The sequence below is a fragment of the Saccharopolyspora sp. 6M genome (genome assembly GCF_020176775.1).
Classification (GTDB): Bacteria; Actinomycetota; Actinomycetes; order Mycobacteriales; family Pseudonocardiaceae; genus Saccharopolyspora_C; species Saccharopolyspora_C gregorii.
Genome location: NZ_JAIUJZ010000222.1, coordinates 1 through 12,080, shown reverse-complemented (window position 1 = coordinate 12,080; position 12,080 = coordinate 1). Strand labels below are relative to the sequence as shown.

The 12,080-nt window shown below is 73.1% G+C and carries 10 protein-coding genes; 5 read left to right on the top strand and 5 right to left on the bottom strand.

Annotated elements, in window-relative coordinates; genetic code table 11:
- Positions 1-108: 108 nt before the first annotated feature.
- Positions 109-357, bottom strand: a complete 249-nt coding sequence (locus tag LCD31_RS24900; RefSeq protein ID WP_224961881.1) for a hypothetical protein — start codon at positions 355-357, stop codon at positions 109-111.
- Between the two features lie 147 nt (positions 358-504).
- Here LCD31_RS24900 and LCD31_RS24895 point away from each other — a divergent pair, with 147 nt between their 5' ends.
- Together LCD31_RS24895 and LCD31_RS24890 are read left to right on the top strand one after the other, a co-directional pair.
- A complete protein-coding gene (locus tag LCD31_RS24895; protein ID WP_224961879.1) occupies positions 505-1,272 on the top strand; it encodes a GntR family transcriptional regulator in 768 nt (255 codons plus the stop codon).
- Between the two features lie 20 nt (positions 1,273-1,292).
- Positions 1,293-1,943, top strand: a complete 651-nt coding sequence (locus LCD31_RS24890; protein ID WP_224961877.1) for a YdcF family protein — start codon at positions 1,293-1,295, stop codon at positions 1,941-1,943.
- On the opposite strand, the gene LCD31_RS24885 is transcribed toward LCD31_RS24890, so the two are convergent.
- From LCD31_RS24885 to gltB, 3 genes are all read right to left on the bottom strand, one after another.
- Positions 1,930-2,142: a hypothetical protein gene (locus LCD31_RS24885; protein ID WP_224961875.1), complete on the bottom strand. Its 213-nt coding sequence runs from the start codon at positions 2,140-2,142 to the stop codon at positions 1,930-1,932. The genes LCD31_RS24890 and LCD31_RS24885 overlap by 14 nt on opposite strands.
- Positions 2,143-2,243: 101 nt before the next feature.
- On the bottom strand, positions 2,244-3,746 hold the full coding sequence (locus tag LCD31_RS24880; protein WP_224961872.1) for a glutamate synthase subunit beta: 1,503 nt from the start codon (positions 3,744-3,746) through the stop codon (positions 2,244-2,246).
- Positions 3,739-8,289, bottom strand: coding sequence for a glutamate synthase large subunit (gene gltB / locus LCD31_RS24875; protein WP_224961870.1), 4,551 nt, complete (start codon positions 8,287-8,289; stop codon positions 3,739-3,741). Before gltB ends, LCD31_RS24880 begins: the two co-directional genes overlap by 8 nt.
- A 549-nt stretch (positions 8,290-8,838) precedes the next feature.
- Here gltB and LCD31_RS24870 point away from each other — a divergent pair.
- From LCD31_RS24870 to LCD31_RS24860, 3 genes are read left to right on the top strand one after another with little or no spacing between them, the layout of a single operon-like run.
- Positions 8,839-9,813 (top strand): ABC transporter substrate-binding protein, encoded by a 975-nt coding sequence (locus LCD31_RS24870; protein WP_308015864.1) that lies wholly within the window; start codon positions 8,839-8,841, stop codon positions 9,811-9,813.
- Between the two features lie 5 nt (positions 9,814-9,818).
- Positions 9,819-10,838 carry an iron ABC transporter permease gene (locus LCD31_RS24865; RefSeq protein ID WP_224961868.1) on the top strand — a complete coding sequence of 340 codons (1,020 nt, stop codon included), beginning with the start codon at positions 9,819-9,821 and terminating at the stop codon, positions 10,836-10,838.
- On the top strand, positions 10,835-11,617 hold the full coding sequence (locus tag LCD31_RS24860) for an ABC transporter ATP-binding protein (RefSeq protein WP_224961867.1): 783 nt from the start codon (positions 10,835-10,837) through the stop codon (positions 11,615-11,617). The genes LCD31_RS24865 and LCD31_RS24860 overlap by 4 nt, the downstream gene beginning before the upstream one ends.
- A gap of 179 nt (positions 11,618-11,796) precedes the next feature.
- On the opposite strand, the gene LCD31_RS24855 is transcribed toward LCD31_RS24860, so the two are convergent.
- Positions 11,797-12,080 (bottom strand): fasciclin domain-containing protein (locus LCD31_RS24855; RefSeq protein WP_224961865.1); only part of this gene is annotated, 284 nt, incomplete at its 5' end.

The following is a 12,080-nucleotide window of genomic DNA, read 5'->3' as shown; positions in this document are numbered from 1 at the left end:
GCCGGCGCCGCGCCGCGGGCCCCCCCCCCCCCCCGGGCGGGGGGGGGGGCCCGGGGGGCGCCCCCCCCGCCCCCCCCCCCCCCCCCCCCCCCCCCCCCCCCACCGCCCTCAGCTCCCCGAGCGCTTGCGTGCGCGGTCGGCCGCCGCGACCTCGATCGCTTCGTCCAGCGACCGGCGGAACACCGCGATCTCGTTGCCGCTCAAGCGGAAATGGGCTTCGCCGTCCGGCAGCCGCAGTTCGACGTCGCCCGCGATGACACCGATCTCGCACATCGCGACGTCCGCCGAGTCGGCCGAGCAGCGGCACAGCCACTCGCGCTGCGGCTCGTCGTCGATTCCCGGAACAAGGGTCGTCATGGTCAGCTCCTCGCTATAGATGTACTTCTATTTCGCCTCCTTGATCTTGATCGGTCAATAGATGTCCATCTATCGTTTGATCAATGCCCGAATGAGTCGGCACGGTAGCGTTCCAGTAGCAGCGCGTGACGAATCGAGGGAGAGGCCATGCCGACCAGCTACGGACTCGTGGCCGACGTCCTCCGACGCAAGATCATCTCCGGCGAGTACGCCCCGGACACCACGCTGCCCAAGCAAGCGGATCTGGCGGCGTCGTTCGAGGTCAACCTCGGTACCGTGCGCCGCGCCATCGCACTGCTGGAAGCCGAAGGCCTCGTCACCCCGATCCGGCGACGCGGAACGGTCGTCCGGTCCCAGCCACCGATGCGGCGGCTCGGCGCGGAGCGCTACGCGAAGAGCAAGTGGAAGCACGGCGACGTCGTCGCCTTCGCCGCCGACCGCGAAGCCTCGGGCAGGACGTGGCAGGCGACCGACCAGAGCAACGCCGTGCGCCGGACCGGAGCCGACGAGGACACCGCCGAAGCCCTCGGAATCGAACCCGGCACCGAGGTGTACGAACGCGCTCGGCTGGTCACCGACCGGCGCACACCCACGCACACGCTGACCAGCTACTACCGCGTCGAAGACGTGGCGGGAACGGCGTTGGTCGCCCCCACCGCCGGACCGGCCGGACGCGGCGGCGGATTCGCCGTCCTCACCGCGCAGGGCCTGGAACCCGATCGCATCACCGAATCGGTGCACGCGCGCATGCCCACACCGGACGAGATCGCCATGCTCGAACTCCCCGCGGGCGAACCCGTGATGATCCTCGAACGGATAGTCACCACCGCCGAAGACCGCCCGGTGGAATTCGCCCGCGGGGTGCACGCGGCCAGCCGATTCCACTGGTCGTACACGTTCACGATCCCGGACTGATCTCGACGAGGGGGACTCCAGTGGTACCGACCGAATTGCTCGCCGACGTGCGGACGTTGTGGGACTACCACGACCTGCGGCACGAGCCGCGCCGGTGCGACGTGGCCGTGGGGCTCGGCAGCCACGACCTCGGGGTCGCCACCCGCACCGCCGAGCTGTACCACGAGGGCTGGTTCCCGCGGATCGTGTTCACCGGCGCCAACGCGCCCACCACCGTCGAGCGGTTCCCGCGCGGCGAGGCGGTGCACTTCCGGGAGCACGCGCTGGAGCTCGGCGTGCCCGACGCGGCCATCACCGTGGAGCCGGCCGCCACCAACACCGGCGAGAACATCGACCTCACCCGCGCGCTGCTGGCCGAGCAGGGCCTGCTGCACGCCTCGGTCACGCTGATCTCCCGGCCGTACCAGCAGCGCCGCGCGCTCGCGACGGCGAAGCAGCGCTGGCCGGAGGCGGAGTTCCGCTGCGCCGCGACCCGGCAGTCGCTGGCGGACTACGTCGAGAGCATCGGCGACCCGGACCGGGTGATCACCATGCTGGTGGGCGACACGCAGCGCATCACCCGCTACGCCGAGCTCGGGTTCGCCGTCCCGCAACCCGTGCCCGCCGAGGTGCACGAGGCGTACCTGCGGCTCGTCGACGCGGGGTACACCGGCCGGCTCATCCCGAGCTGAGGCCGACCGAGGACACCGGCCACAGGCGGTAGCCGGTCCAGCCGTCCTGCTGGACCACCCACTTCGCCGGAACGCCCGGGTTGACCCCGCCCTGCGGCCACACCGTCAGGTAGGTGGCGGTGCTGCGCTCGTCCTTGGGCTTGCGCAGGGTGCTCAGCGAGACGCCGGCGACGGCCCGGGGATGGAGCTTGAAGATCATCCGGCTCGCGCGTGGCCGGTTCGGCGGGAAGATCCCGTGAACCGGCCCACGCGAAAAGCCGTGCGGTGCAGGGTGAATCGTGCGAAACCGCCGCGAACGGATCAGACCGCGAGCGGCAGCGCCGTCGGGTGCACCGGCGACGGCAGGTCGGAGGCGCCGGTCAGGTGCGCGTCCACCGCGTTCGCCACCGAGCGGCCCTCCGCGATCGCCCACACCACCAGCGAGGCGCCGCGGTGCGCGTCACCGCACACGAACACGCCCGGCGCCGAGGTCTCCCAGCCCGAGCCGCAGCCGATGGTGCCGCGCCCGGACAGCTCGATGCCGAGCCCGTCCAGCAGCGGCATGTGCTCCACGCCTTCGAAGCCGATCGCGAACAGCGCCAGGTCGCACGGCACCTCCTCGGCTTCCGCGGACACCGGCACCACCTGCCGCCTGCCGTCGGCGTCCCGCTCCACGCGCACCTCGCGCAGCCGCACCGCGCGCACGTGGCCCTCGTCGTCGCCGACGAACTCCTCCACGGCGACCGCGAACTTCCGCTCGCCCGCTTCCTCGTGCGCCGGGTAGGTGCGCAGCACGTACGGCCAGGTCGGCCACGGCGACAGGTCGTCGTCGCGGCGCGTCGGCGGCTGCGGGTACTGGTCGAGCTGGGTCACGCTCAGCGCGCCCTGCCGGGTCGCGGTGCCGTAGCAGTCGGCGCCGGTGTCGCCGCCGCCGATGACGACGACGTGCTTGCCGTGCGCGGAGAGCGGGGTGGGGCCGTCGCCCTCCACCTCGCGGTTGGCGGGCACCAGGTGCTCCATCGCCAGGTGCACGCCGGCCAGCTCGCGGCCCGGCACGGTGCGGTCGTCGCGGCCGCGCAGCGCGCCCACCGCGAGCACCACGGCGTCGTGCCCGGCCCGCAGCCGCTCCACGGTCAGGTCCACGCCGACCTCGCAGCCGGTGACGAACTTCGTGCCCTCGGCGCGCATCTGGGCCAGCCGCCGGTCCAGGACGGACTTCTCCATCTTGAACTCGGGGATGCCGTAGCGGAGCAGGCCGCCGATGCGGTCGTCCCGCTCGTACACCGTCACCTCGTGCCCGGCGCGGGTCAGCTGCTGGGCCGCGGCCAGCCCCGCCGGGCCGGAGCCGACGACGGCGACCCGGTTGCCGGTGTGCGATTCGGGCGGGCTCGGGTGCACCTGGTCCTGGTCCCAGGCGACCTCCGCGATGGTCTCCTCGACGCGCTTGATCGTCACCGCGCCACCGGCGTCCGGGGAGATCGCCAGCACGCACGCCGCCTCGCACGGGGCGGGGCACAGCTTCCCGGTGAACTCCGGGAAGTTGTTCGTCGCGTGCAGCCGGTCGCTCGCCCGGTCCCACTGGCCGCGGCGCACCTGGTCGTTCCACTCCGGGATGAGGTTGCCCAGCGGACAACCCGCGGAACCCGAGTGGCAGAAGGGGATTCCGCAGTCCATGCAGCGCGCGGCCTGCGTGGACACCTCCGCCTTCTGGTCCGAAGTGGACAGCGCGGCGTAGACCTCGCGCCAGTCGCCGAGCCGCTCGTCGTACGGGCGCTTGGGCGCCTCGGCCCGGGAGAACTTCAGGAAACCCTTCGGGTCAGCCACGGGACGCCTCCATGATCGCCTCTTCCACGTCGCGGCCCTCGGAGCGGGCCAGCCGCATCGCCTCCAGCACCCGCGCGTAGTCGCGGGGCATGATCTTCGAGAACGCCGCGGAACGCCGCGTCCAGTCCCCCAGCAGCGACGCCGCCACCGTGGAACCCGTGAGCTCGTGGTGGCGCCGGACCACCTCGTGCAGCCACTTCAGGTCCTTCGCCGTCGGCTGCTGCACGTCCACCATCGCCGTGTTCACCCGAACCGGGTCGAGGTCCAGCACGTAGGCGATGCCGCCGGACATGCCCGCGGCCACGTTGCGCCCGGTGCCGCCGAGCACCACCGCGCGCCCGCCGGTCATGTACTCGAAGGCGTGGTCTCCCGCGCCCTCGGCGACCGCGGTGGCCCCCGAGTTCCGCACGCAGAACCGCTCCCCGACCTGGCCGCGCAGGAACAGCTCGCCGGAGGTGGCGCCGTAGCCGATCACGTTGCCCGCGATCACCTGGTCCTCGGCGGCGAACGCCGAATCCCGGTGCGGGCGCACCACGACGCGGCCGCCGGAGAGGCCCTTGCCGACGTAGTCGTTCGCGTCGCCGACCATCTCCAGCGTCACGCCCGGCGGCAGGAACGCACCCAGCGACTGCCCGGCCGAGCCCTCCAGCTCCACCCGGATCGTGTCGTCCGGCAGGCCCGCGCCGCCGTAGCGGCGGGTGACCTCGGCGCCGAGCAGGGTGCCGACGGTGCGGTTGACGTTGCGCACCGGCAGCCGCAGCCGCACCGGGTGCGCGTCCTCCAGCGCCGCCTCGGCCAGCTGGATCAGCGTGCGGTCCAGGGCGTGGTCGAGGCCGTGGTCCTGCTCGCGGACGCGGCGGCGCACCGCCGAGTACGGGGTCTCCGGCTCGGCGAACAGCGGCGACAGGTCCAGGCCGGTGGCCTTCCAGTGCTCCACCGCCTCGTCGGTGCGCAGCGCGCCGACCTGGCCGATCGCCTCGTCCAGCGTGCGGAAGCCCAGCTGCGCCAGGTGCTCGCGGACCTCCTCGGCGACGAACTCGAAGAAGTTGACCACGTGCTCGACCTGGCCGTTGTAGCGCTTGCGCAGCTCCGGGTTCTGGGTGGCCACGCCCACCGGACAGGTGTCCAGATGGCAGACGCGCATCATCACGCAGCCCTCCACCACCAGCGGCGCGGTCGCGAAGCCGTACTCCTCGGCGCCGAGCAGCGCGGCGACCACCACGTCGCGGCCGGTCTTCATGCCGCCGTCGACCTGCACGGTGATCCGGTCCCGCAGCCCGTTGAGCAGCAGCGTCTGCTGCGTCTCGGCGAGCCCGATCTCCCAGGGGGTTCCCGCGTGCTTGAGCGAGGTCAGCGCCGCCGCACCGGTGCCGCCGTCGTGCCCGGACACCAGCACCACGTCCGCGTGCGCCTTGCTCACGCCGGCCGCGACCGTGCCCACGCCGACCGAGCTGACCAGCTTCACGTGCACCCGCGCCCGGTCGTTGGCGTTCTTCAGGTCGTGGATCAGCTGCGCCAGGTCCTCGATCGAGTAGATGTCGTGGTGCGGCGGCGGCGAGATCAGCCCGACGCCGGGCGTGGAGTGCCGCGTCTTCGCGATCCACGGGTACACCTTGTGCGCGGGCAGCTGGCCGCCCTCGCCGGGCTTCGCGCCCTGCGCCATCTTGATCTGCACGTCGGTCGCGTTGACCAGGTATTCGCTGGTGACGCCGAAGCGGCCGGAGGCGACCTGCTTGATGCCGGAGCGCCGCTCGTCGTCGTAGAGCCGGTCGGCGTCCTCGCCGCCCTCGCCGGAGTTGGAGCGGCCGCCGATGCGGTTCATCGCGATCGCCAGCGTCTCGTGCGCCTCCGCCGAGATCGCGCCGTAGCTCATGCCGCCGGTCGCGAACCGCTTCATGATCTCCGAGATCGGCTCGACCTCGTCGATCGAGATGGGGGCCCGGCCGCTGTCGAACTTGAACATGCCGCGCACCGTGCCGCCCTTGCGGGCCAGCCGGTCGCACTCGGCGGTGTACTCGCGGTACGCCTCGACCTTGCGGGTCTTCGTGGCGTGCTGGAGCAGGAACACCATCTCCGGGGAGAACAGGTGCAGTTCGCCTTCGCGCCGGTACGAGTACTCGCCGCCGACCTCCAGCCTGCGGTGCGCCCGGTCCGTCGGGTTGTCCGGGTAGGCGCGGCGGTGCCGCTGCGCGACCTCCTCGGCCAGCGCGTCCAGCTCGACCCCGCCGAGCTGGGTGCCGGTGCCGGTGAAGTACTCGGCGACCAGTTCCTTCGACAGGCCGACGGCCTCGAAGATCTGCGCGGCCGTGTAGGCACCGACGGTGGAGATGCCCATCTTCGACATCACCTTCAGCACGCCCTTGACCAGCGCCTGCACGTAGTTGCGGACCGCCACCCGCGGCCGGATCCCGGTGATCTGGCCGGTCGCGATCATGTCCTCGATCGTCTCGAAGGCCAGGTACGGGTTGACCGCGGCGGCACCGAAGCCGAGCAGCGCGGCGATGTGGTGCACCTCGCGGGCGTCCCCGCTCTCCACCACCAGCGCCACCTTCAGCCGCTCCTTGGTGCGCACCAGGTGGTGGTGCACCGCGGAGACCAGCAGCAGCGACGGGATCGGCGCCATCCGGTGGTCCGAGTCCCGGTCCGAGAGCACTAGTACCCGGGCGCCCGCGCGAATCGCCTCGGAGGCCTCCTCGCGCACCCGTTCGACCGCCTCCGCCAACGCCGCGCCACCGCCGTCGGCCTCGTACAGGCCGGACAGCACGGTGCAGGCGAAACCGGGCAGGTCGCCGTCGGAGTTGATGTGGATGAGCTTCGCCAGCTCGTCGTTGTCGATCACCGGCGTCGGCAGCACCACGTGCCTGCACGAGGCCGCGACCGGCTCCAGCAGGTTCTGCTCCGGGCCCATCACCCGCGCCACCGAGGTGACGATCTCCTCTCGGATCGCGTCCAGCGGCGGGTTCGTGACCTGCGCGAAGTGCTGCACGAAGTAGTCGTAGAGCAGCCGGGAGCGCTGCGAGAACGCGGCCTGCGGGGTGTCCGACCCCATCGAGCCCAGCGGTTCTCCCCCACCGGAGGCCATCGGCGCCAGCAGCAGCGACAGCTCCTCCTCGGTGTAGCCGAACGTCAGCTGGCGGCGCACCACCGACTCGTGGCTCTGCACCACGTGCTCGCGGTCCGCGAGCTGCCCCAGGTTCAGCTGGCCCGCGTGCAGCCACTCCTCGTAGGCGTGCTGCTCGGCGAGCTCCGTCTTGATCTCGTCGTCGTCGACGACGCGACCCTGCTCGGTGTCGATCAGGAACATGCGGCCCGGCTGCAGCCGGCCCTTCGCGACGATCTCCGCCGGGTCCAGGTCGAGCACCCCGGACTCGCTGGCCAGCACCACCCGGTCGTCGGAGGTGCGCCACCAGCGCGCCGGGCGCAGCCCGTTGCGGTCCAGCACCGCGCCCACCAGGGAACCGTCGGTGAAGGTGACGCAGGCCGGGCCGTCCCACGGCTCCATCAGGCCCGCGTGGAAGCGGTAGAACGCCTTGCGCTTCGGGTCCATCTCGGCGTGGTTCTCCCACGCCTCCGGGATCATCATCAGCACCGAGTGCGGCAGCGAGCGCCCGCCCAGGTGCAGCAGCTCCAGCACCTCGTCGAACGAGGCCGAGTCCGAGCCGTCCTCGGCGCAGATCGGGTACAGCCGGGACAGGTCGCCCGGGATCAGGTCGGACTCCAGCAGCGCCTCCCGGGACCGCATCCGGTTCCGGTTCCCGCGGATCGTGTTGATCTCGCCGTTGTGCGCCATGTAGCGGAACGGGTGCGCCAGCGGCCACGACGGGAAGGTGTTCGTGGAGAACCGGCTGTGCACCACCGCGATCGCCGAGACCAGGCGCTCGTCGGTGAGGTCCGGGAAGAACAGCGGCAGCTGCTCGGTGGTCAGCATGCCCTTGTAGACGAAGGTGCGCGCCGACAGCGACGCGAAGTACAGCTCGGCGCCCTCCCGCGCGGACTCCCGCTCGGCGCGCTTGCGCAGGCAGAACGCCAGCCGGTCCAGCTCCAGCCCGGCCTGCCCGGCGGAGCCCTCGACCAGCAGCGTCGCGAAGTGCGGCATGCACTCCAGCGCGGTGGTGCCCACCCCGGCGGCCTCCGGTGCGATCGGCACCTCCCGCCAGCCCAGCACGCGCAGGTCCTCTTCGATCGCGATGCGCTCCACCAGCGCCACCGCCGCGGCGCGCAGCTCGGGATCGGCGGGCAGGAACGCGATGCCCGCCGCGTAGCGCGCGCGGCCGGCCGCATCCGGTTCGGGCAGGTCGAAGCCCGTGCGGGAGCGCAGCAGCTCGTCCGGCAGCTGCAGCAGCACCCCGGCGCCGTCACCGCTGGTCGGTTCCGCGCCGGCGGCCCCGCGGTGGTCGAGATTCGCCAGCGCGGTCATCGCATCGGACACGATGCCGTGCGAGCGGCGCCCCTGGACGTCGGCCACCATGGCGACCCCGCAGGAATCGTGCTCGGAAGCGGGGTCGTACAGACCCTGAGCGGCGGGAAAGGCAGAGAAGACCACTGCGCAAACCTCCCTCGTCGGTACTCGTGCGGAAAGACCACCGCGCACTCGCGTTGATCTCTTCTGGGCACGGGACGACGCTGGCCCGCGTGGGCGTCCGGCGCTGGACGGGTGGTCGGCCGAGCCGGGCAGCGGCACCGCACTCGGCGAAACGAGATGTTCGGCGGCCGAACCGGGCACCGGTGGCGACCGGGCTCGTGGGACTCGGTCCCGCAGGCGGTGCGGGACCGGGGAAGGCCACGAGCGCCTGGGACCGCGACCCCGGATTGGGACCGCGACCCCGGATTGAGATCGCGACCCCGGATTTCGACGAACCTTAACAAGCACGATACCCGGCAGCAGCACCGCAAGTCAGCTCTCGGCCCGCGTGAATATTCCGACGTCCGACCGAACCGCGTCAACCCCGCGGGCCCGCGGAACCCCTGGGCACCCGGCAACCGGGCAGGACGATCAGCTCCTGGTACCTTTCCAGCTCGGGGCGCTCGCGGCAGCGAATTCCGGTGCGTTCGCGCGGGCGTCGCCGTCCGCCACCGCACCCGGTGCGCACCCGTGGCGCACCGGCCCGACCACGAGGACGCCATGCTCGGGTTCCGCCGCCTCCCCGCCCTGCTGCTGACCGTGCTGGCCCTGCTGTTCGCAGGCACCGCGTGCGCCACGCGCACGCCCTCCCCGGCACCCGAAGCCCCCGTCGAGGACCCGGCGGCCGCGTTCCCCGCGCAGATCGCCCTCGACGGCCAGGAACCGATCACGCTGCCCCAGCAGCCCAAGCACATCGTGTCGCTGAGCCCCACCGCCACCGAATCGCTCTACGCCATCGGCGCGGGCGACCAGGTGGAGGCCGCCGACCGGTCCTCCTCCTTCCCCGCCGACGCCCCCCGCACCGAGCTGAACGCGCTCAGCAGCGACGCCGCGGCCGTCGCCGGGCACGACCCGGACCTGGTGATCGCGCCCGACGGCGCCGGGAAGCTCGTCGAGGGGCTGCGCGAGCTGGAGATCCCGGTGCTCGTGACGCCCGCCGCGACATCGCTGGACGACGCCTACGCGCAGATCGAGACCCTCGGCCAGGCCACCGGGCACAGCAGGCAGGCGCGGGACGTCACGGCCCGGATGCGCGCGGAGATCGCGAAGATCGTCGCCGACACGCCGAAGGCGCCGGAACCGCTGACCTACTTCCACGAGCTCAGCCCCGACTTCTACACCGCCACCTCGCGCAGCTTCATCGGCGACGTCTACGGCCTGTTCGGGCTCCGCAACATCGCCGACGACGCCGAGGGCGAGTACCCGCAGCTCGCGCAGGAGCGGATCGTGCAGGCCGACCCCGACCTGATCTTCCTCGCCGACTCGAAGTGCTGCGGCGCCACCGCGGACGCCGTCGCCGCCCGCCCCGGCTGGAACACCCTCAGCGCCGTGCGGGAGCGCCGCGTCGTGACCCTCGACGAGGACGTCGCCGGACGCTGGGGACCGCGCGTGGTCGACCTGGTGCGCGCGATCTCCGACTCCGTGTCCCGCGCCCAGCGGCCCTGAGCCGGGTGCGCGGCACGACGCGGCTGCGGCCCGTCCCGCTGCTCGCGGGCGTCGCGGCGCTGTTGCTGGCGCTGCTGGTCTCGGTGCTGCTCGGCGCCGCCGAGCTCGGCTGGACGCGGGTGCTCGCGGAGATCGGCGCGCAGCTCACCGGCGGCCACTCCCCGCTGTCCGAGCGGGAAGCGGCGATCCTGTGGCGGCTGCGGGTGCCGCGCGCGGTGCTCGGGGCGCTCGTCGGGGCCGCGCTCGCCGTGTCCGGCGCCGCCTTCCAGGGCGTGTTCCGCAACCCGCTCGCCGACCCGTACCTGCTCGGCGCGGCCAGCGGGGCGGGGCTCGCCGTCACCCTCGTGATCACCGTGCTGCCGGGCGCCGCCGGGGTACCCGGGGCCGCGCAGGCCGCCGCGTTCGCCGGTGCGCTCGGCGGCGTCGCCACCACCTGGCTGCTGGGCCGCGCCGCGGGCGGCGGGGCCGCGACGCTCGTGCTCGCCGGAGTCGCCGTCGGCGCGTTCCTGTCCGCCGGGCAGACCTTCCTGCAGCAGCTGCGGCTGGAGAGCCTGCAGCAGGTCTACATGTGGATCCTCGGGCGGTTGAGCACCGCGGGCTGGGGAGACGTGCTGCTGGTGCTGCCGCTGCTCGTGGTCTCCGGCGGGGTGCTGTGGGCGTGCGCCCGGCTTCTCGACGTGCTCGGCACCGGCGATGAGGAGGCCGCCTCGCTGGGCGTGCACCCCGGCCGGGTCCGCGCCGTCGTGCTGCTCGCCGCCTCGCTGGCCACCGCCGCCGCCGTGTCCGTCGCCGGGCTCATCGGGTTCGTCGGGCTCGTCGTCCCGCACCTGGTCCGGCTCGCCTTCGGCGGCGGCAACCGGATCGTGGTGCCGCTGTCGCTGCTGTTCGGCGGGGCGTTCCTGGTGCTCGCCGACGTGCTCGCGCGCAGCGTCCTCGCCCCCGCCGAACTGCCCATCGGGGTGATCACCGCGTTCACCGGCGCGCCGTTCTTCGCGCTGCTGCTGCACCGGAGCAGGCGCGCATGACCGAGCTGCGGGTGCGCGACCTGACCGCCGGGTACCGGCGGCGCACCGTGCTGACCGGGGTGTCGGCGCAGGTGCCCGCCGGTGGCTGGCTCGCCGTCATCGGGCCCAACGGGTCCGGGAAGTCCACGCTGCTCAAGGCCGTAGCCGGGCTGCTGCCGCACCGGGGGGACGTGCTCGTCGGCGGCAGGCCGCTGCACCGGGCGGGTCGCCGCGAACGGGCCCGGCTGCTGGCCTACTCGCCGCAGAGCCCGCAACTGCCGCCCGGGCTCACCGTCACCGACTACGTGCTGCTCGGCCGCACCCCGCACCTCGGACCGCTCGGGCGGGAAGGGCGCGGCGACCTCGCCGTGGTCGAGCACGTCGTCGAACGGCTCGACCTGGCCGGGCTGGCGCGGCGGCCGCTGGCGGAGCTGTCCGGGGGCGAGCGGCAGCGGGCCGTGCTCGGGCGGGCGCTGGCGCAGCGGTCCGGGGTGCTGCTGCTGGACGAACCGACCACGGGCCTCGACCTCGGGCACGCGCAGGCGCTGCTGGACCTGGTCGACGAGCTGCGGCGCGAACTGGGCACCACCGTCGTCACGACGCTGCACGACCTGACCATCTCCGCGCAGTACGCCGATCGGCTGCTGCTGCTCGCCGACGGCCGCACCGCCGCGCACGGACCGCCCGCCGAGGTGCTCACCCCGGCGGTGCTCACCGAGCACTACGACGCGCGGGTCGTGGTGCTCACCGCTCCCGACGGAACACCGGTGATCGCGCCGGTGCGGGTGCGGGGCGGCTGACCTCTCCGGGGCAGGTGGTGCTCGTCGGCGGCACCGCTGCCCTGGAACGGGCGATCCGCTCGTACGACGACGGGGGGGGCCCCCCCCGGGCCCGGGGGGGGGGGGGGGGGGGCGCGGGGCCGCGGCGCCCGCACGTGGGCCGGGCCACCCCGGTCGGGTGGTGTGGCACCCGGTTCGGGTCACTTGCCGGGCATGAGGACCTTGTCGACGACGAAGACGGTGGCGTTGGCGGTGGGGACGTTGCCGCACAGCACGGAGGCGCCGTTGATCTTGAGGTTGTCGCCGCTTCCTTCGACGGTGAGTTCGCCGCCTTGGGCGGTGGGGAGCTTGCCGGCCTGGGCGATGCCGTCGGCGTCCATCCGCTGGGGGACGACGTGGTAGGTGAGCAGGTCGGTGAGCTGCTGCTTCTGGGCGGGGTCGGTGAGCAGGGCGTTGAGGGTGTCGGCGGGGACGGCGTCGAAGG

Bases quoted from the DNA above. Each gene is read 5' to 3' on its own strand.
- LCD31_RS24885 (WP_224961875.1), bottom strand. From the start codon at position 2,142: ATGATCTTCAAGCTCCATCCCCGGGCCGTCGCCGGCGTCTCGCTGAGC.
- LCD31_RS24895 (WP_224961879.1), top strand. From the start codon at position 505: ATGCCGACCAGCTACGGACTCGTGGCCGACGTCCTCCGACGCAAGATC.
- LCD31_RS24900 (WP_224961881.1), bottom strand. From the start codon at position 357: ATGACGACCCTTGTTCCGGGAATCGACGACGAGCCGCAGCGCGAGTGG.
- LCD31_RS24860 (WP_224961867.1), top strand. From the start codon at position 10,835: ATGACCGAGCTGCGGGTGCGCGACCTGACCGCCGGGTACCGGCGGCGC.